Origin of the sequence: Microcella alkalica (assembly GCF_014595885.1) — a bacterium.
GTDB classification, from domain to species: Bacteria; Actinomycetota; Actinomycetes; order Actinomycetales; family Microbacteriaceae; genus Microcella; species Microcella alkaliphila_B.
The window spans coordinates 25,887-49,724 of record NZ_JABUKC010000003.1 but is presented as its reverse complement, the minus strand read 5'-3'; the positions used below and the strand labels follow the sequence as shown (position 1 = coordinate 49,724).

General features: G+C 70.8%; 22 protein-coding genes. 11 read left to right on the top strand and 11 right to left on the bottom strand.

Features of this window, described 5'->3' with window-relative positions:
- Positions 1 to 3: 3 nt before the first annotated feature.
- Complete coding sequence (gene rfbB / locus ID804_RS07950; protein ID WP_169079656.1) at positions 4 to 999, bottom strand: dTDP-glucose 4,6-dehydratase; 996 nt, start codon at positions 997 to 999, stop codon at positions 4 to 6.
- An 82-nt stretch (positions 1,000 to 1,081) separates the two neighbouring features.
- Between rfbB and rfbA the strand changes: the two genes are divergently transcribed.
- The 4 genes from rfbA (at position 1,082) to ID804_RS07930 (ending at position 5,181) form a co-directional block, all read left to right on the top strand.
- A complete protein-coding gene (gene rfbA / locus ID804_RS07945; RefSeq protein ID WP_169079658.1) occupies positions 1,082 to 1,957 on the top strand; it encodes a glucose-1-phosphate thymidylyltransferase RfbA in 876 nt (291 codons plus the stop codon).
- Between the two features lie 98 nt (positions 1,958 to 2,055).
- The gene (locus ID804_RS07940) at positions 2,056 to 3,297 is read left to right on the top strand and encodes a rhamnosyltransferase WsaF family glycosyltransferase (RefSeq protein WP_169079660.1); all 1,242 of its coding nucleotides are present in this window, start codon (positions 2,056 to 2,058) and stop codon (positions 3,295 to 3,297) included.
- On the top strand, positions 3,290 to 4,216 hold the full coding sequence (locus tag ID804_RS07935) for an NAD-dependent epimerase/dehydratase family protein (protein WP_169079662.1): 927 nt from the start codon (positions 3,290 to 3,292) through the stop codon (positions 4,214 to 4,216). The genes ID804_RS07940 and ID804_RS07935 overlap by 8 nt, the downstream gene beginning before the upstream one ends.
- Positions 4,213 to 5,181: a glycosyltransferase family 2 protein gene (locus ID804_RS07930; protein ID WP_211161160.1), complete on the top strand. Its 969-nt coding sequence runs from the start codon at positions 4,213 to 4,215 to the stop codon at positions 5,179 to 5,181. The genes ID804_RS07935 and ID804_RS07930 overlap by 4 nt, the downstream gene beginning before the upstream one ends.
- A 37-nt stretch (positions 5,182 to 5,218) precedes the next feature.
- On the opposite strand, the gene ID804_RS07925 is transcribed toward ID804_RS07930, so the two are convergent.
- Positions 5,219 to 6,415, bottom strand: coding sequence for an ABC transporter ATP-binding protein (locus ID804_RS07925; protein WP_169079666.1), 1,197 nt, complete (start codon positions 6,413 to 6,415; stop codon positions 5,219 to 5,221).
- 2 nt (positions 6,416 to 6,417) lie between these two features.
- Positions 6,418 to 7,338: an ABC transporter permease gene (locus ID804_RS07920; protein WP_169079668.1), complete on the bottom strand. Its 921-nt coding sequence runs from the start codon at positions 7,336 to 7,338 to the stop codon at positions 6,418 to 6,420.
- A gap of 114 nt (positions 7,339 to 7,452) precedes the next feature.
- Between ID804_RS07920 and ID804_RS07915 the strand changes: the two genes are divergently transcribed.
- Positions 7,453 to 9,024 carry a DUF2142 domain-containing protein gene (locus ID804_RS07915; RefSeq protein ID WP_169079670.1) on the top strand — a complete coding sequence of 524 codons (1,572 nt, stop codon included), beginning with the start codon at positions 7,453 to 7,455 and terminating at the stop codon, positions 9,022 to 9,024.
- 75 nt (positions 9,025 to 9,099) lie between these two features.
- Here the strand turns inward: ID804_RS07915 and ID804_RS07910 are convergent, their stop codons facing one another.
- The 3 genes from ID804_RS07910 to ID804_RS07900 are packed head-to-tail and all read right to left on the bottom strand — an operon-like array spanning position 9,100 to position 11,493.
- Entirely contained in the window at positions 9,100 to 10,395 is a 1,296-nt protein-coding gene (locus ID804_RS07910; protein ID WP_169079672.1) for a nucleotide sugar dehydrogenase, read from the bottom strand.
- The gene (locus ID804_RS07905) at positions 10,392 to 10,757 is read right to left on the bottom strand and encodes a DUF2304 domain-containing protein (protein ID WP_169079674.1); all 366 of its coding nucleotides are present in this window, start codon (positions 10,755 to 10,757) and stop codon (positions 10,392 to 10,394) included. The genes ID804_RS07910 and ID804_RS07905 overlap by 4 nt, the downstream gene beginning before the upstream one ends.
- Before the next feature lie 19 nt (positions 10,758 to 10,776).
- The gene (locus ID804_RS07900; RefSeq protein WP_169079676.1) at positions 10,777 to 11,493 is read right to left on the bottom strand and encodes a glycosyltransferase family 2 protein; all 717 of its coding nucleotides are present in this window, start codon (positions 11,491 to 11,493) and stop codon (positions 10,777 to 10,779) included.
- 89 nt (positions 11,494 to 11,582) lie between these two features.
- Here ID804_RS07900 and ID804_RS07895 point away from each other — a divergent pair, with 89 nt between their 5' ends.
- The 5 genes from ID804_RS07895 (at position 11,583) to ID804_RS07875 (ending at position 16,645) form a co-directional block, all read left to right on the top strand.
- Positions 11,583 to 12,191, top strand: a complete 609-nt coding sequence (locus tag ID804_RS07895; RefSeq protein WP_169079679.1) for an acyltransferase — start codon at positions 11,583 to 11,585, stop codon at positions 12,189 to 12,191.
- Positions 12,188 to 13,288, top strand: a complete 1,101-nt coding sequence (locus tag ID804_RS07890; RefSeq protein WP_169079681.1) for a DegT/DnrJ/EryC1/StrS family aminotransferase — start codon at positions 12,188 to 12,190, stop codon at positions 13,286 to 13,288. The genes ID804_RS07895 and ID804_RS07890 overlap by 4 nt, the downstream gene beginning before the upstream one ends.
- Positions 13,288 to 14,274, top strand: a complete 987-nt coding sequence (locus ID804_RS07885) for a Gfo/Idh/MocA family protein (RefSeq protein ID WP_169079683.1) — start codon at positions 13,288 to 13,290, stop codon at positions 14,272 to 14,274. The genes ID804_RS07890 and ID804_RS07885 overlap by 1 nt, the downstream gene beginning before the upstream one ends.
- Positions 14,275 to 14,276: 2 nt before the next feature.
- Positions 14,277 to 15,449, top strand: a complete 1,173-nt coding sequence (locus ID804_RS07880; RefSeq protein WP_169079685.1) for a glycosyltransferase — start codon at positions 14,277 to 14,279, stop codon at positions 15,447 to 15,449.
- Between the two features lie 158 nt (positions 15,450 to 15,607).
- A complete protein-coding gene (locus ID804_RS07875) occupies positions 15,608 to 16,645 on the top strand; it encodes a hypothetical protein (protein ID WP_169079687.1) in 1,038 nt (345 codons plus the stop codon).
- On the opposite strand, the gene ID804_RS07870 is transcribed toward ID804_RS07875, so the two are convergent.
- Positions 16,642 to 17,160, bottom strand: coding sequence for a hypothetical protein (locus tag ID804_RS07870; protein WP_169079689.1), 519 nt, complete (start codon positions 17,158 to 17,160; stop codon positions 16,642 to 16,644). The genes ID804_RS07875 and ID804_RS07870 overlap by 4 nt on opposite strands.
- Positions 17,157 to 18,503, bottom strand: a complete 1,347-nt coding sequence (locus ID804_RS07865) for a glycosyltransferase family protein (RefSeq protein ID WP_169079691.1) — start codon at positions 18,501 to 18,503, stop codon at positions 17,157 to 17,159. Before ID804_RS07865 ends, ID804_RS07870 begins: the two co-directional genes overlap by 4 nt.
- A gap of 55 nt (positions 18,504 to 18,558) precedes the next feature.
- On the opposite strand from ID804_RS07865, the gene wecB reads away from it, so the two are divergent.
- On the top strand, positions 18,559 to 19,620 hold the full coding sequence (gene wecB / locus ID804_RS07860; protein WP_169079693.1) for a non-hydrolyzing UDP-N-acetylglucosamine 2-epimerase: 1,062 nt from the start codon (positions 18,559 to 18,561) through the stop codon (positions 19,618 to 19,620).
- A gap of 13 nt (positions 19,621 to 19,633) precedes the next feature.
- Here the strand turns inward: wecB and ID804_RS07855 are convergent, their stop codons facing one another.
- The 3 genes from ID804_RS07855 to ID804_RS07845 are packed head-to-tail and all read right to left on the bottom strand — an operon-like array spanning position 19,634 to position 23,765.
- Positions 19,634 to 21,415 carry an ABC transporter ATP-binding protein gene (locus ID804_RS07855; protein ID WP_169079695.1) on the bottom strand — a complete coding sequence of 594 codons (1,782 nt, stop codon included), beginning with the start codon at positions 21,413 to 21,415 and terminating at the stop codon, positions 19,634 to 19,636.
- Positions 21,412 to 22,590 carry a glycosyltransferase gene (locus tag ID804_RS07850; protein WP_169079698.1) on the bottom strand — a complete coding sequence of 393 codons (1,179 nt, stop codon included), beginning with the start codon at positions 22,588 to 22,590 and terminating at the stop codon, positions 21,412 to 21,414. Before ID804_RS07850 ends, ID804_RS07855 begins: the two co-directional genes overlap by 4 nt.
- Positions 22,587 to 23,765, bottom strand: a complete 1,179-nt coding sequence (locus ID804_RS07845) for a glycosyltransferase (RefSeq protein ID WP_169079700.1) — start codon at positions 23,763 to 23,765, stop codon at positions 22,587 to 22,589. Before ID804_RS07845 ends, ID804_RS07850 begins: the two co-directional genes overlap by 4 nt.
- Positions 23,766 to 23,838: the final 73 nt, after the last annotated feature.

Below are 23,838 nucleotides of genomic sequence, written 5' to 3'. Positions count from 1 at the left end.
CCGTCACTGCCCCTGCGCGGCGTAGCGGGCCTCGGTCGCGTCCTTCTGCGGGGCCCACCACTCCTCGTGCTTGCGGTACCACTCGACGGTCGCGCGCAGGCCCGCCTCGAAGTCGGCGAAGCGCGGCGCCCACCCGAGCTCGGTGCGCAGCTTGGACGAGTCGATCGCGTAGCGCAGATCGTGCCCAGAGCGGTCCTTCACGTGGTCGTAGGCGTCGCTCGGCTGGCCGAGGGTCGTCAGGATGAGCTCGACGACCTCGCGGTTGCTCTTCTCGCCATCGGCGCCGATGAGGTAGGTCTCACCGATCACCCCGCGCTCGAGGATGGTGAGCACCGCCGCCGAGTGGTCGTCGGCGTGGATCCAGTCGCGCACGTTCTCGCCCGAGCCGTAGAGCTTCGGACGCTCCCCGCGCAGCACGTTCGTGATCTGGCGGGGGATGAACTTCTCCACGTGCTGGTAGGGGCCGTAGTTGTTCGAGCAGTTGGAGATCGTGGCTCGCACGCCGAAGGATCGGACCCACGCGCGCACCAGCAGATCGGAGCCCGCCTTCGTCGACGAGTAGGGGCTCGACGGGTTGTAGGGGGTCGTCTCGGTGAAGCGGTTCGGGTCGTCGAGCTCGAGGTCGCCGTAGACCTCGTCGGTCGAGATGTGGTGGAAGCGCTTGTCGTGGCGGCGCACCGCCTCGAGCAGCGTGAAGGTGCCGAGGATGTTGGTGTCGACGAAGGGGCGCGGGTCGTCGAGGGAGTTGTCGTTGTGGCTCTCGGCGGCGTAGTGCACGACGGCGTCGTGGTCGCGCACGAGCTCGTCGACGAGCGCGGCATCGCAGATGTCTCCCTGCACGACGCGCACCCGGTCGGCCGGCAGACCCTCGAGCGAGGCGAGGTTGCCCGCGTAGGTGAGCTTGTCGAGCACGGTGAAGCTAGAAGAGGTGTGCGCGACCGCGTGGTGCACGAAGTTGCTGCCGATGAATCCGGCGCCGCCGGTGACGATGATCTTCACCGGGCGATTCTACGGGGGAGGCCCGTTGCTAGACTCGGCCGGTCTCCGGCGGCCCTCGTCGCCGGGGCCGGAAGGGAACGCTGTGAAGGGAATCATCCTCGCCGGAGGGTCGGGAACGCGGCTGTGGCCCATCACCAAGGGCATCTCAAAGCAGCTCATGCCGATCTACGACAAGCCGATGATCTACTACCCGCTGTCGACGCTCATGATGGCCGACATCCGCGAGATCCTGGTCATCACGACGCCTGAGTACAACGAGCAGTTCCGCGCGCTGCTCGGCGACGGCAGCGACCTCGGCATCCGGCTGGAGTACGCCGTGCAGCCGAGCCCCGACGGGCTCGCGCAGGCCTTCCTGATCGGCGAGCAGTTCATCGGCGACGACTCGGTCGCCCTCGTGCTCGGCGACAACATCTTCCACGGCAGCGGCCTCGGCTCGTCCCTGCGCGCGCACGGCTCGATCGACGGCGGGCTCATCTTCGCCTATCAGGTCTCGAACCCGAGCGCCTACGGCGTGGTCGAGTTCGACGAGACGATGACGGCGGTGTCGATCGAGGAGAAGCCCGCTCGGCCGAAGAGCTCCTACGCGGTGCCAGGGCTCTACTTCTACGACAACGCGGTCGTCGAGATCGCCAAGACCATCACCCCCAGCGCGCGCGGCGAGCTCGAGATCTCGAGCGTCAACGAGCACTACCTGAAGGCGGGCCGGCTGCAGGTGCAGGTGCTCGATCGCGGCACCGCGTGGCTCGACACGGGCACTTTCGAGTCGATGATGCAGGCCTCCGAGTACGTGCGCGTGATCGAGGACCGCCAGGGGTTCAAGATCGGCTGCATCGAGGAGATCGCCTGGCGCGCTGGATGGATCGACGACGCGCAGCTGCTGGCGCTCGCGGCGCCCCTCGAGAAGAGCGGCTACGGCCGCTACCTGCAGGGGCTCCTCTCCCCCCTCGACGACGCCTGAATAGACTGGCCCGGTCGGTGCGAGCGCCCCGACGACGCGACACAGTGAACGATCCTGCCCCGACGACGCGATCGGCTCGTTCCTCGGAGAGGACCCGCATGGCACGCTTCAAGCTGTTCCGAGTGCTCCGCCCGCTCCGGGTGCTGCGCGACGAGGGGCCGGGCGAGTTCGCGCTCCGCGCCGCGCGCACGCTCGCGAGCAAGGTCCGCAAGCACCGCGTGCACATGCTCGTCTCGAGCGAGGATGCTGCGGCGGTCGACTGGACCGAGCCGGCGGAGCACCGACCCGTGCCGATCACGGTCTCCGAGGGCCCCGTCGACATCGCGTGGATCATGTCGCCGCCCGGCGACGGCAGCGGCGGTCACCAGAACCTCTTCCGATTCATCCGGTTCGCTGAGGAGGCCGGGCACCGCTGCACCGTGTACTTCTACTCGGCCAGGAGCGGCAGCGTGAGCATCGCCGATGTGCGGGCGATGATGCGCGCCTCCAGCGGCTACGCCGACGTCGAGGCTCAGCTCCTGCAGTACGACCCGGCCACGGGCATCCATGACAGCGCGCAAGCGGTCTTCGCAACCGGGTGGGAGACCGCGTACCCCGTCTACCGCGACCGCGGCCGCGCCCGGCGGTTCTACTTCGTGCAGGATTTCGAGCCGAGCTTCTACCCCCTGGGCTCGGAGGCGGTGCTCGCGGAGAACACCTATCGGTTCGGTTTCCACGGCATCACAGCGGGAGGGTGGCTCGCCCACAAGCTCGCCGCGGAGTACGGCATGCGCACCGATCACTTCGACTTCGCCGTGGACAAGACGCACTACTCGGTCACCAACCGCGAGCGCCGCGGCGAGGTGTTCTTCTACGCGCGTCCTGTGACCGCCCGCCGCGGTTTCGAGCTCGGCGTGCTCGCGCTCGCCGAGTTCGCGCGCATGAAGCCCGACGCGACCATCAACCTGGCCGGCTGGGACGTCTCGAACTGGGAGCTGCCGTTCCCCGTGCGCAACGAGGCCGTGCTCGACGTCACCGAGCTCAACGCGCTGTACAACCGCTGCGCGGCCGGGCTCGTGATGTCGCTGTCGAACATGTCGCTGCTGCCGCTCGAGCTCATGTCCAGCGGCGTGGCGCCGGTCGTCAATGACGGCCCGAACAACCGCATGGTGAGCGACAACCCGTTCATCGAGTACGTGCCGCTCTCGCCGCGGGCGATCGCACGACGCATGGTCGAGGTGATCGAGCGGCCCGACCAGGTCGAGCGCTCGCTCGCGATGTCGGCATCCGTCGTCGACGTCAACTGGTCGGATTCGGGGCGGCAGTTCCTGGAGGCCTTCGAACGGGGCATGCGTGGCTGACGTCCTGGTCGTCGGCGGCAACGGCTTTATCGGCTCGCACCTCGTCGACGCGCTCGACGAAGCGGGGCACGCCGTCACCGCGTTCGACCGCTTCAGTTCCGGAGCGGCGACGTTCCGCTCGTCGCGCGCCGTCCAGCTCCCCGGCGACTTCCTGAGCCGCAGCGATCTCCGAACCGCCGTCGCCGGGCGTGACGTCGTCTTCCACTTCCTCGCCACGACCTCCCCCGCGACGGCCGAGGCCGATCCGACGCTCGACATCCGCACGAACGTGACGCAGTCGGTCGAGCTGCTCTCCGCGTGCGCCGACGCCGGGGTGGGGAGGGTCGTCTTCGCCTCGACCGGCGGAGCCATCTACGGGCCGCAGCAGCGGTCGGGCTTCGCGGAGACCGATCCCGCCCTCCCGGTCTCGCCGTACGGCATCGGCAAGCTCGCGATCGAGCACTACCTCCGATACTTCCGTGTCAAGCACGGGCTGCACTCGACGAGCCTGCGCATCTCGAACCCCTACGGCACCCGCCAGCACCCCAATCGCAAGCAGGGGCTCATCCCCATCGCGCTGCGCCAGATCGCCCGCGGCGAGAGCGTGACGCGCTACGGCGACGGCTCCATGGTGCGCGACTACATCTACGTCGACGACCTCGTGCGCATGATCGTGCCGCTCGCCGAGGTCGACCCGCAGCACGAGGTGTACAACCTGGGCAGCGGTCGCGGTCACTCGGTGCGCGAGGTGCTCGAGACGATCGCGGCGGTCACGGGCCGCGACGTGCCGGTGCGCGAGATTCCGACACCGTCCACCTTCGTCGACCGCGTCGTGCTCGACGTGTCGCGCTTCGACGCCGAGTTCGGCATCCGCGCGCCGACGAGCCTCGAGCAGGGCATCGCGGCGACATGGACCGACATGCTTCAGGAGCAACGATGAGCGTCACGGCGACGATCGCCATCCTCACCTACAACGGCGAGGACCACCTGCAGCGCATCCTCGAGGCCATCGGGAGGCAGACCGGCGTCGAGGGCGAGGTCGAGACCCTCGTGATCGACTCCGGGTCGACCGATCGCACCCTCGACATCGTCGCGGCGTTCCCGGATGTCCGGCTCCATCGCATCCCGAACAGCGAGTTCCAGCACGGGCGCACCCGCAATCTCGCCGCCGAGCTCGCGCGCGGCGAGTTCGTGGTCTACCTGACGCACGACGCCGTGCCGATCGGCGAGCACTGGCTGCGCGACCTGCTCGCTCCCTTCGCGCTGTCGCCGGACGTCGTCGGCGTCGTCGGCAAGCAGGTGCCGAGGCCGCGCTGCTTCCCGCTGCTGAAGTACGAGATCCGCGGGGTCTTCGCGGGCCTCGGGCCCGACGGCGGCATCACGCTCTACCGCCGGCCCCCCGGAGCGATCGACGAGCGCGCGATCGCGTCGCTCGGCTTCTACTCCGACGTCAACTCGGCCGCGCGGCGCAGGGTGCTGACCGGCGACATCCCGTACCGCGAGGTGCCCTACGCGGAGGATCAGCTGTTCGGGCAGGACGTGATCCGTGCGGGGCTCATCAAGGCCTATGCGCCGGGCGGCGCGGTGGAGCACTCGAACGATCTGACGCTCGCCGAGTACGGCAAGCGGATCTTCGACGAGACAGTCGGCCTGCGGCGCATCGGCTTCGACATCCTGCCGATGACGCGCGCCGCGCAGGTGCGGCTCACCGTGCGCGGCATCCTCGGCGACTCGCTGCGCATCGCGCGCGACACCGACTTCTCGCTCGCGCGCAAGCTCCGGTGGCTGCTGACGAATCCGGCCTTCCAGGTGCGGAAGTGGTCGAGCTACCGCCCTGCGACCGTCGTCGACCTCGACGACGAGGCTGCCATCGCCCGCGGCTCGCTCGAGGCCAGCCGCCGATAGCGGCCCGGCTGCTGCGGCGACGACGCGCAGGGCGGCGTCAGCTCGTGGAGAGCTCGGCGCTCGTGCTGAAGTGCACGACGCCCACCCCGCCTCGTTCGGTCGAGACCGAGAAGCTCGCGGCGGGCTGGCGCCGATCGAGGTCGCGACCCTCGGGGGTGACGAGGCTCGCGTGCAGCTGGTACGAGCCCGCCCCGAGCGCGCTGCCGCCGAGACGGATCGCGAGCGAGTACTCGCCGGGCGTCGTCGGCAGCTCCATGCCGAGCCCCTCGGTGTTGACGCGGTAGACGCCCTGACCGACGGGCGTCTCGAGGTCGATGCCGGCGATCCAGCCCGCGGGCACGTCGCCGACGGTGTAGTCGATGACGACCTCGATGTCGCCGCCGGGCGTGAAGTCACCCGAGAGGTCGGTCGACGTCGAGGTCACGCGCACGTCGTCGATGCGGGCGCCGGTCGTGAGCGTGCCGTCGGCGTGCTCGACGCGCGGGGAGGCGGCATGGGCGGCCTCGAAGGTCTCGCGCAGGACTCGGATGCCGTCCGCCGGCGAGCCGTCGTGCACCATCCGACCGCGGTCGAGCACCACGACCCGGTCGCACAGCTGCGCGACCTGATCGGAGGAGTGGCTCACGAAGACGATCGTGCGGCCCTCGCGCTGGAACTCGGCGATCTTCGCGAGGCACTTCCGCTGGAACGGCTCGTCGCCGACCGCGAGCACCTCGTCCACGAGGAGCAGGTCGGGATCGACGTGCACCGAGACAGCGAAGGCGAGGCGCACGTACATTCCCGAGCTGTAGAACTTCACCTGCGTGTCGATGAAGCTCTCGATGCCGGAGAACGCGACGATCTCGTCGAAGTACCGGTCGGTCTCCGCCTTCGTGAGGCCCAGGATGGAGGCGTTGAGGTAGACGTTCTCGCGCCCCGTCAGATCGGGGTGGAAGCCCGCGCCGAGCTCGAGCAGCGCGGCGAGGCGTCCTCGACGCTGCACGCGTCCCGTGGTGGGTTGGATGATGCCGCCGATGACCTTCAGCAGCGTGCTCTTGCCCGAGCCGTTGTGCCCGACGAGTCCGACCGTCGACCCGGTCGGGATCTGCAGGTCGACGTCGCGCAGCGCCCAGAACTCCTCCTGGTACTTGCGCGCCGTCGCGAAGGCGACCATGCGCTCCTTGAGCGACTTGTGCTGGTGGAGCACGAAGCGCTTCGAGACGCCGGAGACGTCGATGATCGTGGGGGTGGTCATCGTCACAGCTCCTGCGCGAAATTGCCCTGAATGCGGGAGAAGAGGCGCTGACTGACCCAGAGCAGCACAAGGCTGAACAGGAACACCGCGAGCATGCGCCAGGCCATGTCGGGCGGCCACACGATGCCGTTCGCCGGATCGGAGCCCGCGATCCACAGTCCGCGCTGGAATCCCATGACGGCGATCGTGATCGGGTTGGCGAGGTAGATCTGCTCGAGCACGGTGCCGCCGATGACGTCGCGGACGAACCCGAACGAGTACACCACGGGCGACGCCCAGAACAGCACCGCCAGCACGACCTCCACGAGGTGCTCCAGGTCGCGGGCGTAGACCGTGACCCCGGCGAGCAGCACGCCGAGCGCCGTCGCGAAGGTCACGAGCATGATGAAGGCCGCGACGGCGTACAGGATCTCGCCCGTTAGGGGCACGCGTTGCAGGGCGACCATCGCGGCGACCAGGATGAGGAACTGGACCGCGAAGTTGAACAGCGCGCTGCCCACGCTCGCGAGCGGGAAGATCTCGCGCGGCAGGTACACCTTCTTCACGAGGCCCTGGTTGTGAATGATCGAGACGGTCGCGTTCGACACGATCTCGCTGAAGAGCATCCACGCCGTCAGCCCGACGAAGACGAAGATCGCGAAGTCGGGGATGGCGCGGGCGAGCCCGATGATCTGCCCGACGGCGAAGTAGTAGATGAGCAGCTGGCTGAGCGGCCGCATGAGGCTCCACACGAGCCCGAGCGAGCTGTTCTTGTACCGGGCCTTCAGCTCGCGCCGCACGAGCAGGCCGAGCAGCTCGCGGCGGTGCCAGATGTCGCGGATCGCCTGGCCGGTGCCGGTGAGGAAACCGCCGTGCCGACCGACCTCGATGAGCGGAAGGCTCGCGATGCGCTCGGCGCGGTGGAAGGCGGCAGGGTCGGCCAATGGGGTGCTCTCGTCGTGGGAGGGATGTCGGGTCAGTCTATGCGACGGCCGCACGGAGCCCGGTAGCGCCGGATGCCGGGGAGTGCGCACCGCGCCGGTACGCTGGCCCTCGGCATGCAGACCTCGACCCGCTCCCGTCTCCGCGCGCTCGCGCGGCTCCTCGTGCTCCCGATCCTCGCGCTCATCGTGCTGGGCGGCTGGGCGTTCTCGTCCCCCGTCGGCTCGTCGCCCGATGAGGACTATCACCTGGCGAGCATCTGGTGCGCCGCGGGCGACCGCACGAGCCTGTGCGAGGAGTCGGGTGATCCCGCTGCGCGATTCGTGCCGCTCGCCTTCACCAACGACCCCTGCTACTCGCGCGACTCGACCGAGGCGGCGACGTGCCAGGAGGGCGCGTTCACCGACCCCGAGCTCGTGCTGTCGACCCGCGGGAACTTCGTCGGCGCCTACCCGCCCGTCTTCTACGGCACCATGTCGGTGCTCGCGACCGACGACGTCAACACCTCGGTGCTGATGATGCGGATGCTCAACGCGACGATCTTCGTCGCCCTCGTCACGGCGCTCGCCGTGCTGCTGCCGCGGCAGCACCGGGTCGCCGCCGTCGGCTCGTTCCTCGTCAGCGTGGTGCCCCTGGGGATGTTCCTGATCCCCTCGGTCAACCCCAGCTCCTGGGCCGTCATCGGGGTGGGCGCATCGTGGATCGCCCTGCTCGGGTACGTCGACTCGGAGGGCCGACGACGCTGGCTCCTCGGGGGCCTGGCGGCCGTGGGCGTGATCATGGCTGCGGGGGCTCGAGCGGATGCGGGCGTGTACGCCGTGCTCGGCATCGCCGCCGTGCTCGTCCTGCGGGCAGCACGCACGCGGGCCTTCGCGGTCGCGAGCATCCTGCCCGTCGCCCTCGCCGTGCTCGCGCTCGTGCTCGCGCTCGCCGCAGGCCAGCTCGGCAGCGCGGCTCAGGGCTTCGGCGGGGTGAACACGCCGAGCGGCGGCGGATCGGGGCCCACCGTGCCGGGCGGCCCCACCGGGGGCACGGGCTCGACCGGCGGCCTCGGCCTCGGCCTCGCCCTGTCGAACCTGCTGGACGTGCCGTCGCTCTGGGCCGGCGCGCTCGGCTTCTGGAGCCTCGGGTGGTTCGACACCCCGCTGCCGGCCGTCGTGGCCTTCGCGGGCGTCGGGGTCTACGTCGCGGTCGCGTTCACGGGTCTCGCGCACATCGACGTGCGGAAGGCGCTCGTCTTCGCCGCTGGGGCCGCCGCGGTCTGGCTCATCCCGACCTGGACCCTCACGCGCGGGGGTGATCAGGTCGGCGCCCAGGTGCAGCCGCGCTACATCCTGCCCATCATCATCGTGCTGGCCGGCGTTGCGCTGCTCTCCGCGGGGGGCCGGTGGCTGCGGCTGTCGCTCGCGCAGCGCTGGGTCGTGGGCCTCGCGCTGTGGGGTACCCAGTCGCTCTCGCTCTACACGAACATCCGCCGCTACGTGACCGGCAACGACGTGCGTGCGATCAGCCTGGACTCGCGACTCGAATGGTGGTGGGCCGGCCTGCCGGGCCCGATGCTGCTCTGGGTGACGGCGTCGATCGCGTGGGGAGCGATCCTCGTGCTCCTGCTCCGACGGGGTGGTCCGCTCGCCGTCGCGGGCGAGGTCGTGCGACTCGATGAGGGCAGGCCGCTCAGCGCCCTCTGACGTCGAACCCCGAACCGCCGTACGTGGGTGGGATCGACAGGTGCCCGGTGGTGATCGCGACCCGCATGGCCGTGATCAGATCCCGGGGATGCCGATCACGCGGTACGTGACGCCCGGCCAGCGCTCCGCGCTCGAGACCCGGCGACCGTCGACGAACGTGCGGATGCCGGGCAGGGCCTCGGGCGTCAGCTCGCGGTACCCGGCGTGATCGGCCTGCACGATCGCCGCATCGACGGGCTCGCCGACGTGGTACGGCGTCCAGCCGAAGCGGGCGAGCTCGTCGTCGCTATAGAGCGGATCGTGGACGAGCACGTCGGCTCCGCGAGCCCGCAGCGCCTCGACGGCGGGGAACACGCCGGAGAACGCCGTCTCCTTGACGCCGCCGCGGTACGCCGCACCGAGCACGACGACGCGCTGCCCGGCGAGGTCACCGTGCACGCCCTCCAGGAGGCCGACGGTGTAGTCGGGCATCCCGGCGTTCGCCTCGCGCGCCGCTCGCACGACGGTCGCGGCCGGGTCGTTCCAGAGGTAGAGGCGCGGGTAGACGGGAATGCAGTGGCCCCCGACCGCGATGCCCGGCTGGTGGATGTGGCTGTACGGCTGCGAGTTCGACGCCTCGATGACCTGGTAGATGTCGATGCCGGCGGTCGCCGCGTACTGCGCGAACTGGTTCGCGAGGCCGATGTTGACGTCGCGGTAGGTGGTCTCGGCGAGCTTCGCCATCTCGGCCGCCTCGGCGCTGCCGAGGTCCCAGACGCCGTTGCCCCTCGCGAGGTCGGGGCGCTCGTCGAAGTCGAGCACCGCCTCGTAGAACGCGACGGCAGCCGCGGCGCCCTCGGCCGAGAGGCCGCCGACGAGCTTGGGGTACTTGCGCAGGTCGGCGAAGACGCGCCCGGTGAGCACGCGCTCGGGGGAGAAGACCAGGTGGAAGTCGCGGCCCTCGACGAGCCCGGAGCCCTGCTCGAGCATCGGCTTCCAGCGTGTCCGCGTCGTGCCGACGGGCAGAGTCGTCTCGTACGCGACGAGCGTGCCCGGCGTGAGGTGCTCGGCGAGGCTCCGCGTGGCGGTGTCCATCCAGCCGAAGTCGGGAACCGCGTTCTCGTCGACGAAGAGCGGCACCACGAGGACGACCGCGTCGGCACCGGGAACAGCATCCGCGTAATCGGTCGTCGCCCGCAGGCGGCCAGCGGGCACCAGCTCGTCCAGCAGCTCCTGGAGGTGCGCCTCGCCCGGGAACGGCTCGAGACCGGCGTTCACCGCTGCGACGGTCGCCGGGTTCACGTCGACTCCGACGACCTCGTGCCCCTTCGAGGCGAACTGCGCGGCGAGCGGTAGCCCGATCTTCCCGAGGGCGATGACGGCGATCTTCACGACGGTTCCTTTCGTTCGAGCTCGGCGATGCGATCCTGCAGGCGCGCCTCAGTGAGGGCGAGCTCGCGGGCGAGCTGGGTGTTGGCACGAGCCAGCTGCACCGAGCGCTTGTACTCGTTGACGACGTAGACGAGGCCCGCGACGATCGCCGTGTAGAAGAGCAGGTCGGCGCCGCGGCCGATGCCGACGGCGCGCGCCATGCTCGTCAGCACGCCCGGAGCGACGACCACGACGATGCCGGCGGCCAGACCCAGGAACACGACGAGCCGGCGGATCGCCAGGTGCTTGGCGTTCGGGGTCGACCGCAGCAGGTACGCCGCGATGGCCACGAGCGCGAGCACGAGGAGGAGCTGGAACCACATGTCGATCGCCTCCGTCCGGTCAGTTGATCACGAGGTCGACGAGGATGTTGATCGAGTTCAGCAGCGACTGGCCCTTGGCGCGCGAGTAGTCGGTGTAGAGCACCTCGACGGGGAACTCGCGGTACGGCAGCCGGGTGCGGCCGAGCTGCAGCACGATCTCGGTCGCGTGCGCCATGCGGTCCTGCTTGAGGTTCACGGCGCGGGCCGCATCGGTGCGGATCACGCGCAGCCCGTTGTGGGCATCCGTCAGCGTCAGCCCGGTGGTGAGGTTCGTGACGAGCACGGCGGTCTTCAGCACGAGCCTCTTGAGCGCGCCGGGCTTCGTGCGGTCGTCGAGGAAGCGCGAGCCGAATACGATCGCGGCCTTCTCCGCCCGGGCGAGCGCCACCATCGCCTGCGCGTCGACGAGGCGGTGCTGACCGTCGGCGTCGAAGGTGATGATGTACTCGGCGCCGGGCTGCTCGCGCGCGTACGAGATGCCGGTCTGGAGGGCTGCGCCCTGCCCGAGGTTGTACGGGTGACGGATCACTCTCGCGCCGGCCGCCTCGGCGACCTCGGCCGAACCGTCGGTCGACCCGTCGTCGACGCATACTACGTGCTGGAAGGTCGTCAGCAGCTCCTCGATGACGCGGCCCACGACGGTGGCCTCGTTGAAGAGGGGGATGACCACCCACACGGTCGGCTCGCGGCCGACGGTCGACGCGCCGGCCGGGCCGGGCTCGGGTGCGGTGGGCATACGGGCCATTCTGGCAGAAGGCGATAGCCTGGACGTCGCGCCCGAGCCGCGCCGAACCCCCGTCCCCACCTCCCCGGGAGCCTCCTGACGTGACTGCATCGTCCGACGCGCGCATCGTCGAGTCCGCCGACGTCGCGGACTCCGCGACCATCGGATCCGGTTCCTCGATCTGGCATCTGGCGCAGGTGCGCGAGCACGCTCGGCTCGGCGAGAACTGCGTGGTGGGCCGGGGCGCCTACATCGGCACCGGCGTCGAGCTGGGCGACAACTGCAAGGTGCAGAACTACGCGCTCGTCTACGAGCCCGCGAAGCTCGAGGCCGGCGTGTTCATCGGCCCGGCCGTCGTGCTGACGAACGACACCTACCCCCGCGCGGTGAACCCCGACGGCACCCCGAAGTCGGCGCACGACTGGACCCCGGTCGGCGTCACGATCCGCGAGGGGGCTGCGATCGGCGCTCGCGCCGTCTGCGTCGCCCCGGTGACGATCGGCCGCTGGGCGACGATCGCCGCGGGCAGCGTCGTGACGAAGGACGTCCCCGACTTCGCCCTGATGGCCGGCGTGCCCGCGCGCCGCCTGGGCTGGGTGGGGCGAGCGGGCGTGCGGCTCGTCGAGCGCGATGGCGCCTGGGTGTGCCCGCAGACCGGCGACGTCTACCGCGAGGTCGACGGAGCATTGAGAGAGGACGCGAACGCGTGAGCAAGCCCCTGATCCCCGCCGCCAAGCCGATCATCGGCCGCGACGAGCGCCGCGCCGTGATGCGCGTCATGAAGTCGGGCATGGTCGCCCAGGGCCCCGAGGTGGCCGCGTTCGAGCAGGAGTTCGGCGCGCACTTCGTGCAGGGTCGCGCCTGCGTCGCCGTCAACAGCGGCACCGCGGGTCAGCATCTCGGTCAGCTCGCCGCGGGCGTCGGCCCGGGTGACGAGGTCATCGTGCCCTCCTTCACCTTCGCGGCGACCGGCAACTCGGTCGCGCTGACCGGCGCGACCCCCGTGTTCGTCGACATCGAGCCCGACACCTTCGGCCTCGACCCGGCTGCGGTCGAGGCGGCGATCACGCCCCGCACGAAGGGCATCATGCCCGTGCACCTGTACGGGCATCCGGCCCGCATGCGCGAGCTCGAGGCGATCGCGACGAAGTACGGCGTCGACATCTACGAGGACGCGGCGCAGGCTCACGGCGCCTCCCTCGACGGTCGCCCCGTCGGTACCTGGGGCCGATTCGCGATGTTCAGCCTCTACCCGACGAAGAACATGACCTCGGGCGAGGGAGGCATGGTCGCCTGCGACAGCCCCGAGCTCGTGCGTAGCGTCAAGCTGCTGCGCAATCAGGGCATGGAGAAGCAGTACGAGAACGAGGTCGTCGGCTTCAACGCCCGCATGACCGACATCCACGCCGCGATCGGTCGCGTGCAGCTGACGAAGGTCGACCGCTGGACGAAGCAGCGCCAGCAGAACGCCGCCTACCTGGATGCCCGACTGAAGAACGTCGTCACCCCGACGGTCGCCCCCGGCGCCGTGCACGTCTACCACCAGTACACGATCCGCGTGCCGCACGACCGCGACGGCTTCGCGAAGGCGCTGCGCGAGGAGCACGGCATCGGCTCGGGCGTCTACTACCCGATCCCGAACCACCGCCTCTCCTCCCTCGCGAAGTTCGCCCCCGGCCTCGATCTTCCCGAGACCGAGCGCGCCGCCGCCGAGGTGGTGTCGCTGCCCGTCCACCCGTCGCTCACGAAGAAGGACCTCGCGCGCATCGTCAAGGCCGTGAACAAGGTCGCGAAGGCGGGCTCCTGATGGCCGAGCTGCGCGCCGGTCTCCTCGGCGTCGGCATGATGGGCCGCCACCACGCCCGCGTCCTGCGCGAGCTCCCCGGCGTCGAGCTCGTCGCGATCGCCGACCCCGGGGGCGACCCGCACGGAGTCGCCGGGCGACTGCCGATCCTCCCCGACATCGACGCTCTCATCGCCGAGGGCATCGACATCGCGATCGTCGCCGTCCCGACGAGATTCCATGAGGATGCTGCGCTCCGGCTCGCGGAGGCAGGGGTCCACACGCTCGTCGAGAAGCCGATCGCCGACACGGTCGAGGCGGGCCAGCGCATGGTCGACGCGTTCGCCGCCAAGGGGCTCGTCGGCGCGGTCGGCCACATCGAGCGCTTCAACCCCGCGCTGCAGGAGCTGCGTCGTCGCCTCGAGGCGGGCGACCTCGGCGACGTCTACCAGATCGCCACGCGGCGACAGGGCCCGTTCCCGGCGCGCATCGCCGACGTCGGGGTGGGCAAGGACCTCGCGAGCCACGACATCGACCTCACCGCCTGGGTCGCGCAGAGCGAGTACCGCACGGTCTTCGCGCAGACGGCGCACAAGAGCGGGCGCGAGTACGAGGACATGGTGACGGCCACCGGGCGTCTCACGAACGGCACGGTCGTCTCGCACCTCGTCAACTGGCTGAGCCCCATGAAGGAGCGGGTCACGATCGTCACGGGCGAGCGCGGGGCCTTCGTCGCCGACACGGCGACCGGCGATCTCACATTCCATGCGAACGGCACCATCCCACTCGAGTGGGAGAGCGTGTCGAGCTTCCGCGGCGTCAGCGAGGGCGACGTGATCCGATACGCCTTCGCCAAGCGCGAGCCGCTGCGGGTCGAGCACGAGCACTTCCGCGACGCCGTGCTGGGCGAGCAGACCGACGTCGTGACGATGGAGCAGGGCCTGCGGACCCTCGCGGTCGTCGAGGGGATGCTCGCCTCGGCCCGCACGGGAACCGCCGTCACCTTCTGACGATGGTCGACGCGATCCTCGTCTCGCGGCTGTTCGCGCCCGAGCCCTCGGCGGCGAGCTACCGGTTGGCGGCGCTCGCCGAGACGTGGGCGCGCGCCGGCGGGCGGATGCTCGTGCTGACGACGAGACCGCCAGCGGGTCTCACGATCGAGGAGACCCCCTACCGGGTCTCTCGGTGGCCGGTGAAACGGGCGGCGGACGGGAGCGTACGGGGATACCTGTCGTACCTGAGCTTCGACCTTCCCGTCCTCCTGCGCCTGCTCGCGGCCCCTCGACCCTCCGTCGTCGTGACCGAGCCGCCGCCGACGACCGGCGCGGTGGTCGCCCTCGCCTGCGGGGTGCGCCGGCTGCCCTTCGCCTACTACGCGGCGGACTGCTGGTCGGACGCCGCTGCCGCGACGAGCGCCCCGCGCGCCGTCGTCGCGGTGGTGCGGGCGCTCGAGCGCTTCGCGATGCGCCGCGCCGCCGTCGTGCTCACCGTCAACGACGCGATCGCCGCGCGCCTGCGCGAGCTCGTGCCGAAGGCGACCGTGGAGGTCGTGGGCAACGGCGTCGACACGTCGATCTTCGCCCCGACCGGCGACCGAGCATCCGTCGCCGGGCGCACCGTCGTCTACACGGGCACGGCGAGCGAGTGGCAGGGTGCTGAGGTGTTCGTCGAGGCGTGGCCCGCCGTCATCGCGCGGCACCCGGATGCACGGCTGCGGTTCGTCGGCGCCGGTGCCTCGTGGCCCGCCCTGCGCCGTCTCGCGGACGAGCTCGGCGTGGGTGACTCCGTCGAGCTCATCGACACCGTCCCGCCGCACGAGGCCGCCGCCCACCTCCGCGCCGCGACGCTCGCCGTCGTCTCGCTGCGGCCCGGTCAGTCGTACGACTACGCGCTGCCGACGAAGCTGCTGGCCGCGCTCGCGTGCGGCACGCCGGCCCTCTACGTGGGTGAGGGGGTGGGCGCCGACTTCATCGCGAGCATGCCGCCCGCCACGGCGGCCGGTTCCCGTGCTGTCGAGTTCCACGTCTCCGCCGTGGGCGCCGCGATCGCCTACGCTCTCCAGCATCCCGCGACCGCCGAGGAGCGCGCGCAGCTCGCGGACTGGGGGCGGCACCAGGTCTCGCTCGCCGCCGTCGCAGGCCGTGCGGCCAACGCCGTGGCCGGGGCCGCGCAGGGGGCGCGATGACCCGCCCGGCGCTCCTCGAGCTCGCGCGTCGCGCAGCTGGGCACGTGCTCTCCGCCCTGCCGGAGGGCGTGCTCGGGCGAGTGCTCCCTCCCGCCTACCGGTTCGACCTTGAGGAATTGGGTGAGCCGCCGCCTCTCGAGGGTGACCGGAGAGTCATCGTGGCGCCGCTCAACTACGCCGGGCAGGCTTACGAGTGGTGTCGCGCACTCGAACGAGCCGATGGACAGACGGTGGCGCAGAACGCGATGGTTCGCACTCGCAGCGACTTCCACCACATGGCCGACTACGAGGTCCCCGTCGCTGCCTACGCGGCGTCCGGCCCATGGCATCGTCGATGGAGTGACCATGTGCTCTCGCACGCGACGCACGTGATCGTCGAGGGGCAGAAGCAGCCGCTCGGCAGCATTCTGACCGAGACGACCGAGCAGCAGGTGCGCAGGTTGCAGGCGACGGGCATCCACGTGGCCATGCTGTGCCACGGCAGCGACATCCGGTTGCCGAGCCGGCACGCGGCGCTCGAAGCCGATTCTCCGTTCGCGGACCCACAGCACGCGTCGACGCGCCGGCTCGAGCGAGCGGCCATGCAGAATGCGGCGCTGCTGGACCGACTGCAGCTGCCGGTCTTCGTCTCCACCCCGGATCTCCTCCTCGATGTGCCGCGCGCGACGTGGTTGCCCGTCGTGATCCAGCCCGAGCGGTGGCACACCGACGCCGCGCCGTTCGAGCGCGAGCGGCCCGTCGTCGTGCACGCGCCCAGCTCCGGGTGGCTCAAGGGCACCGATCTCATCGACGAGACGATGTCGCGTCTGCACGACGAGGGGCTCATCGAGTATCGGCGGCTGCGGGGTCTGCCACATTCGGCGATGCGGGAAGCATACGGTTCGGCGGACGTCGTGCTCGACCAGTTCCGACTTGGCGGCTACGGAGTAGCAGCCGTCGAGGCGCTCGCGGCGGGCCGTCTCGTCATCGGTTGGGTGACGGATCAGGTACGGCGCAGCGTGCGCGACACGACCGGCCGCGAGCTGCCGATCGTCAGCGTTCGCGCGAGCAGGCTCGAGAGCAGCATCCGCTCGCTCCTCGCCGACCGTGAGGCCGCGCGCGCTCGCGCCGCAGCCGGGCCGGCGTTCGTGCGCGCCGTGCACGACGGCACGCTGTCCGCGAGCGTGCTCCAGCCCTTCCTCGCGGGCAGCCGCTAGCTGGTCGGCGCGACGGTCGATCCGTCGACGCCGAAGCTCAGGCCGAAGCTGGCGGCCCGGTGGTCGTAGTAGGCCTCCGGCGTCCAGCCACGGCGGCGGGCCAGCCACGCCGTCTTGACCGCCGCGGCGTCCACGGCGATCACGACGTCGGCATCCTTCAGCGCCGCGCGCACCGCGCCGTTGCGCCGCGCCGCGCGCCAGAGCACCCGGCCCTCGTCGAGCGGCCCCAGCGAGTTGAGCAGGCGCCCCAGCGGGAACGACCGCAGCCGCGCGTGCAGTCGTCCAGCACCCACGGCCACGAGGGCTCGATCGACGGCGCTCGGCGCGTCGGCGGCGAGGTCGAGGTGGTCTGCACCGGCGAAGTCTCGCTCCAGACCCCGGGTGATGACGGTCACGCGCGGGTGCTCCTGCAGCAGCGAGCGCAGTCGCGAGGTCTCCGCGGCGAGCGAGGAGCCCGGGGAGGCGGAGCCCTTCGAGCCGAACAGCACGACGACATGGCGCGGAGGGGAGCTCATCGCGCTCCTCCGACGAGGGCGCGCAGCGCACGGATGCGCGGCAGCAGCTGCTCGTCGCGCGCGAGCGGCGCAGCCCAGGCTCGCGCCGCCTCCAGCTCAGCGCCCGTCATCGTGGCGGCGTGCTCGCCCGTGCGCTGGATCGCCTCGGCCACCTGCTCGGCCGTGAGGTCGGCGACCGGGAACCACCCCGGTCTGCCATCGAGCACGCTCGTCGCGGCGGTCTCGGGATGGTGCACGGCCGCGATCGGCAGGCCGGTCGCCGCGTACTCGAAGACCTTCCCGCTCGTCACGAACGGGCTGCGGCTGACGATGAGGAGGAGCGCATCGACCTCGTCGTAGACCGAGGCGACCTCCGTTTTGCTCACGGGGCCGAGGTAGGCGACGCCGTCGTCGTGGTACTGCTCGAGCAGGGCCGCGGCGTGGGCGTCGGGCTCGGCGAAGTGCCCGAGTCGACCGCGGAAGACGAGCCGAGACCGGGCGATGAGCTCGGAGCGGGAGCGCGCCAGCCGCCAGCCCTCGAGCGCCTCGCGTAGCGGCATCGGGCCGTAGATGGTGCCGAGATAGGCGAAGGTGAGCCCGTCGTCGCTGCCGAGGCGCTCACGGGGCCGCAGGCGGAGGAACTTCGGGTCCCAGCCGTTGGAGACGACGTGCAGGCGCCCCTCGAGCTCGGGGTGCTCACGGGCGTGCCACGCACGGATCGGCTCGTTGACGAACCACGCCTCGACGGCGCTCTCCAGCATCCTCGATTCGATGCGGCCGGCCCGGCTGCGACGCGACACGGCGCGCTCGCCGGTGTAGACGTCGAGCGACCAGCCGTCCCGGTAGTCCATGACATACGGCACGCCGTGCGTCCGATGGAGGTGCTCGCCGGGTGTGAAGTCGACGTTCGGATTAGCGGAACCGACCACCAGATCGACGGGACGATCGGCGTGGATGCGCTCGGCGGCCTTGATGAGAGGAGCGCGCCAATGGCCGTACCCGCCCTCGGGGAACGCCGCCGACGAGCGCAGCCAGCGGAGGTAGTTCCACAGCAGGGGCGAGAGCACGCGCGAGCGGGACCAACGGGCCAGATCCTCCTCACCGCGATCAGGGTCGAAGGGAATGCGCTCGACCCGCACCGCCGGATCGACGGCCGCCTCCGCGGCGGGGTCGCTCCCCGTGAGCCGCTCGAACGTGTCGCGGGTCGCCGTGAGCACAGTGACCTCCCAGCCCTCGGCGGCGAAGGCGTTCGCGGTCGCGAGTGCGCGGTACATGCCGGCGCCGCGCGACGGCGGGAAGCCCCACGCGACGTAGAGCACGTGGGGCCGGTCGCCGGCGGCGGCGGCGGGGCTCGGCTCGGACATCCAGGCCAGTCTAGGGGCACCCCGACCGCCTCGATCCGGCGGCTAGCATGGCCGGATGCGTGTCATCAGCGTCGTCGGAGCCCGCCCTCAGTTCGTGAAGCTCGCCCCCATCGCGCGAGCGATGGCCGGTCACGCGGAGCACCTCGTGGTGCACACGGGGCAGCACTACGACGAGCGCATGTCCGACGTGTTCTTCCAGGATCTCGGCATCGCCCAGCCCGACGTCAACCTCGCGGTCGGCTCGGGAAAGCACGGCGCGCAGACGGGCGCGATGCTCGCCGGGCTCGAGCCGGTGTTCGAGCAGAGCAGGCCCGACTGGGTGCTCGTCTACGGCGACACCAACTCGACGATCGCGGCGGCCCTCGCGGCGGTCAAGCTCCACATCCCTGTGGCGCACCTCGAGGCGGGCCTGCGGTCGTTCAACCGTCGCATGCCGGAGGAGCACAATCGCGTGCTCACCGACCATGCGGCCGATCTGCTGCTCGCGCCGACCGACGTCGCCATGAGGCATCTGGCGCACGAGGGACTCGCCGACCGCAGCGTGCTCGTCGGCGATGTCATGACCGACGTCCTGCACGAGGTGCGCGACCGCGTGCTCGCCTCGGGCACCCCGCTGCCGGAGGGCGTCGAGCGCGGCCGCTACCGCGTCGCGACGCTGCACCGGCCCGACAACACCGATGATCCCGTTCGCCTCGCGGCGATCCTCGATCAGCTCGCGTCGCTCGACCTGCCCGTGCTCCTCGCGGTGCACCCGCGGCTGCGCTCGCTCGCGGCCTCGCACGGGCTCGAGCTCGAACGCGGGGCGATCCGGCCCATCGAGCCGCTGCCGTACCCGGAGCTCGTGGCGGCGGTCATGGGCAGTGCGGGGGTGGTGACCGACTCCGGTGGCCTGCAGAAGGAGGCGTTCCTGCTGCGCGTGCTGTGCACGACGGTGCGCCCCGAGACCGAGTGGGTCGAGACCGTCGAGCTCGGCTGGAATCAGCTGGTGAGCGAGCGCCTCGACCAGCTCGCCGCCGCCGTGCAGCGGCCGACGCCGGCGGAGACGGACGCCGCACCGTACGGCGACGGCACCGCCGCCGCCGCCGTCGTCGAGACGCTGGTCGAGCGCCGTCGCTGACGGCGCCCGCGAGTCACTGACCCGCGAGCCCTGCGAGCCGCGCCTGGTGCGCGAAGTCGGGCACGGTGCGCACGAGCTCGTCGAACGTGCCGCGCGCAGCCACCTCGCCGTCGCGCATGAAGAAGATGATGTCGGATTCGAGCACGGTCGACAGGCGGTGCGCGACCGTGATGATCGTCATCGATCCCCTCAGGGTGCGGATCGCATCGGTCACCGCCGCCTCGGTCGCCGTGTCGAGCGCGCTCGTCGCCTCGTCCATCACGAGTACGAGCGGGTCGGCGTAGAGGGCTCGGGCGATGCCGAGCCGCTGCCGCTGGCCGCCCGAAAGCGCGAGCCCCCGCTCGCCGACGCGCGCGTGCACGCCGCCCTCGCGGGCTTCGACCGTCTCCAGCATCTGCGCGAGCTCGAGAGCTCGGCGCACGCGCTCCAGGTCGTAGCCGTCGGTCCAGGTGAGGGCGACGTTCTGGGCGATCGTCGCGTCGAACAGCGAGACGTCCTGCGGCACGTAGCCGACACGGCGCCGCCAGGCGGCGCGGGCCGCGGACAGCTCGACGCCGTCGATCTCGATGCGTCCCGAGGTCGGCTCGATGAGCCCGAGCAGCAGATCGATCATGGTTGACTTGCCCGCACCCGACGAGCCGACGAAGGCGACGGTGGAGCCGAACGGGATCTCGAGCGAGACCTCGCGGACCGCCTCCGGCGCGTCGGCGGCGTATCGGAAACCGACCGCCTCGAAGCGGAGGGTGCGGGGATGCTCCGGCAGGGGAGCCTCCTCGCGATCGCGCGTCGTCGTCGCCGCTTCGGAGCGGCGGATCTCGGCGAGCACGGCCTGAGCGTGCGGCGTGCTGACCGAGACCTGCGACACGATGCCCTGGAACCGCACGATCGAGGGCGCCATGCGGAAGCCCGCGAGCCCGAAGAGCGCGATCGCCGTGAGCGCTCCGGTGAGGCCGTCCATGAGGTATCCGGCGACGCCGACGAGCGCGAAGCCGCCGATGATGCCCGAATCGAGCACGTACCGCGGCACCTGCGCGAGGAACTGGGAGTTCGCCCGCGCGCGGGTCGTCCGTTCGCGATTCGATCGCACGACAGCGGCGGCCTCGTCGGCCTTCGCGCGCAGCGTGACCTCCTTCAGGGCACCGACCATCTCCGTGATCAGTCGGGTGCTGCGCAGCGAGAACCGCAGCGCCACCTGACCGGCCTCGCGCGCGCGGCGCGTGACCCAGAAGAAGAGCACGGCGCCGAGCATCCCCAGATAGGCGAGGGCGATCGCGGCGACCACCGGTTGCGCGATCGCGAGCACGACGACGACCGTCACGAAGCTCAGCAGCTCGCCCACGAGCAGCGTCGTCGGCAGGACGAAGCCGGAGATCGTGGTCGAGACGCTGCTGTCGGTCAGGCGCACGATGTCGGCCGAGTTGCGCTTCAGGCGCTCGACCCAGCTCGAGGCGAGGTAGCTGTCGAACAATCGCGCGCCGAGCTCGAGCTCGTACGTCGAGAAGACGCGGGTCGCGCGCCACGAGAGCGCGAGCGCGAAGACCCCCTTGGCGATGATCGCGACGCACACCAGGCCGAGCAGCAGCAGCATGCCCAGCGTGTCGACTCGGCCGATGATCGGCAGGGTCAGCGGGGTGCCGGCTACGATCGGGCCGATCACGACGGCGAGGATGGCGAGGGCAGCGGCGTCGAGCACCGAGAGCAGGCCGAGCAGCACCGAGTACCGCAGCAGGAAGCGGCGCGCGCGCGCCGGCAGGATCGCCGTCACATCGCGGTAGAGCCGCCAGGTCGCCTTCATGCGCCGGCTCGGTTCGCCTCGATCGCGTCGAGGAAGACGCGGCCCTCGTGCTCCGCGTTGAGCACCTCGGCCGCGCGCTGGGCCGCCCTCTTGAACTCCGCGACGTCGTCGCTCGTGAGGGCGGCGAGCGTGCGGGCGAGGTCGGCGCCCGTCCAGCCGTCGACGACGGGGCCGAGGCCGTGCTCGCGCACGAGCTCGGCCATCATCGGGCTCTCGCCCACGACGACGCCGAGGCGGCCCTGCACCGCCTCGAAGAATTTATTGGGCAGAGCGAACTCGACGTTCGGGCCGACGGGGGGCAAGAAGATGATCTCGAGGTCGTACTGATTGATTTCGGCGCTGATCTCGGGCATCGGTACGGGCGGCACGATGCGTATCCGGTCGGCAAGACCTGAAGCGAGACTGCGAAGTCCTGCGATAACCGCTTCGTTGCCCGTGAGCATGAAGGTCATCGTGAACCTCTCATCGAGCAGGCGCATAGCGTCGACGATTTGCTCGAATCCCCGCTGCCAGCTCGCGAGCCCGTGAAACACCAGGCGCACCTGGTCGTCGCTGACCGGACTTGGTTGATGATCGTGAAGAGGCGGCGCGCTCCGAACGATCGCGGGCATCGGGATCCTGAACTCCTCGGCGTACAGTTCAGCGATTCGCCGGGCCACCGTGCTTCGTGAGTTGATGCGCGGGTGCCCGATGAAGGTGCGCTGCCACATCCGGAATCTCCTCGTGAGCCGCTTCCAGGCCGTCATGACGCGCGGCTCGCCCCGGTACTCGTGCATGTCGAGATGCACATGGGTGCCCCGCGCGGCCGGGGTGCCGAGTGCGCGCGGGTCGACGATGATGGGCAGGAAGTCAAAGTCCTCGAGCACGAGCAGGTCATACTCGCCGTTGCGCAGCGCCCGCAGCGACTCGGCGGGGAAGCGGTCGAGCGCGAGCCGGCGGAACATCTGGCGTCGGGGCAGCAGGCGGTACGCGATGACGGCTCCGGGCCGGGTGCGCACCCAGTCGGCCTGCGGCTGCAGCTCGAAGTGCCGCCGCACCTCGTCGGAGGGCGTCGGACCGAGGCCGACGGTGTCGACGATCCAGCCGGCCTCGTGCAGCCAGGTGATCTGATGCCGGACGCGCGGGTCGTTGTGCGCCTGCGAGAGCACGACGACGAGCGCGGTGCGCATGCTCATCGGCCCGCCTCCGTCGTTCCGAGCGCACTCGCGAGGAAGGCGACGCGCTCCGTCTCGGCGTTGAGCTCGAGCGCGGCCGTGCTCGATGCCGCTTTCATGGCGGCGACTCGCTCGGGCGTGAGCGACCGCAGCACCTCGGCGAGGTCGGCGGCGCTCCAGCCCTCGACGACGAGGCCGTTGCCGTACCGGTCGACGATCTCCTGCATCATCGGGCTGCGGCCGATCACCAGACCGAGCCGGGCCTGCACGGCCTCGAAGAGCTTGTTCGGCAGCGCGAGCTCGAGGTTGCGCGTGCGGGGAGGGAAGAACATGATCTCGAGGTCGTACTCGCGGATCGTTTCGGTGATCCGGGTCGTCTCCACGGGCGGGACCACCCGAACCCGGTCTCCGAGGTCGGCCGTGCGGCGCGCGAGCTCGGCCTCGACGCTCGGGTCGCCCAGCAGCATGAACGTCATCTCGAACCGTTCGTCGAGCATCCGCATCGCGTCGACGATCTCGCCGAGGCCGCGATTCCAGTGAGCGGAGCCGTGGTGGATCAGGCGGATGCGCGAGGCGTCGACCGGGCTCGGTTCGAACTCAGCAAAGGGTGGACTGCTGCGCACGATCGCGAGCGGGGCGACGCCCAGTTCATGCTCGTAGAGCCGCGCGATGCCGCTGCTCACGGTTGAGCGGCTCGTGAAGGCCTCGTGCGCGATCTGGCGTCGGGCCCACGCGTAGTAGCCGCGCGTGACAAGGTTCCACGCGGAGGACGCCGGCAGCGAGGGCACGAAGTACTCGTGCAGGTCGAGGTGGATGCGCCGCCCGTCTGATCCGCGCGGGAAGTCGCGCGGATCGTCGACCCACGGCGCGAAGTGACGGTCGTTGAGCACGATGAGGTCGTAGGCGCCGTCATGCACCCGGCGGCGCACCTCGGCGGGGAAGCGCGAGAGCGTGAGCTCTCGGAAGGCGCGGCGCCGAGACGACAGCAGGTGGCGCCGCAGCGTGCCGACCGGGTCGGACGAAGGCGCGGGGCCGAGCTCGAAGTGGTCGCGCACTGGCTCGGGCGGTGCCGCGCCGAGCGCGAGCGAATCGACGACGAAGCCGGCGTCGCGCAACCACGCGATCTGGCGGCGAACGCGCGGGTCGCGCGCGATCGGCGATTCGACGGCGACGAGGGCGGCGTGGGTCTGCGGCATAGCGCCCTCAGCCTAGCCACCGCGTGGCGCCGCGCCGGGGGGCCGTCGGTGAGCGAACATCGAGCGTCGCGGC

Bases quoted from the DNA above. Each gene is read 5' to 3' on its own strand.
- ID804_RS07845 (WP_169079700.1), bottom strand. From the start codon at position 23,765: ATGCCGCAGACCCACGCCGCCCTCGTCGCCGTCGAATCGCCGATCGCG.
- ID804_RS07850 (WP_169079698.1), bottom strand. From the start codon at position 22,590: ATGAGCATGCGCACCGCGCTCGTCGTCGTGCTCTCGCAGGCGCACAAC.
- ID804_RS07925 (WP_169079666.1), bottom strand. From the start codon at position 6,415: ATGACCACCCCCACGATCATCGACGTCTCCGGCGTCTCGAAGCGCTTC.
- ID804_RS07930 (WP_211161160.1), top strand. From the start codon at position 4,213: ATGAGCGTCACGGCGACGATCGCCATCCTCACCTACAACGGCGAGGAC.
- ID804_RS07940 (WP_169079660.1), top strand. From the start codon at position 2,056: ATGGCACGCTTCAAGCTGTTCCGAGTGCTCCGCCCGCTCCGGGTGCTG.
- ID804_RS07870 (WP_169079689.1), bottom strand. From the start codon at position 17,160: ATGAGCTCCCCTCCGCGCCATGTCGTCGTGCTGTTCGGCTCGAAGGGC.
- ID804_RS07905 (WP_169079674.1), bottom strand. From the start codon at position 10,757: ATGTGGTTCCAGCTCCTCCTCGTGCTCGCGCTCGTGGCCATCGCGGCG.
- wecB (WP_169079693.1), top strand. From the start codon at position 18,559: ATGCGTGTCATCAGCGTCGTCGGAGCCCGCCCTCAGTTCGTGAAGCTC.
- ID804_RS07865 (WP_169079691.1), bottom strand. From the start codon at position 18,503: ATGTCCGAGCCGAGCCCCGCCGCCGCCGCCGGCGACCGGCCCCACGTG.
- ID804_RS07880 (WP_169079685.1), top strand. From the start codon at position 14,277: ATGGTCGACGCGATCCTCGTCTCGCGGCTGTTCGCGCCCGAGCCCTCG.
- ID804_RS07885 (WP_169079683.1), top strand. From the start codon at position 13,288: ATGGCCGAGCTGCGCGCCGGTCTCCTCGGCGTCGGCATGATGGGCCGC.
- ID804_RS07915 (WP_169079670.1), top strand. From the start codon at position 7,453: ATGCAGACCTCGACCCGCTCCCGTCTCCGCGCGCTCGCGCGGCTCCTC.
- ID804_RS07855 (WP_169079695.1), bottom strand. From the start codon at position 21,415: ATGAAGGCGACCTGGCGGCTCTACCGCGATGTGACGGCGATCCTGCCG.
- ID804_RS07900 (WP_169079676.1), bottom strand. From the start codon at position 11,493: ATGCCCACCGCACCCGAGCCCGGCCCGGCCGGCGCGTCGACCGTCGGC.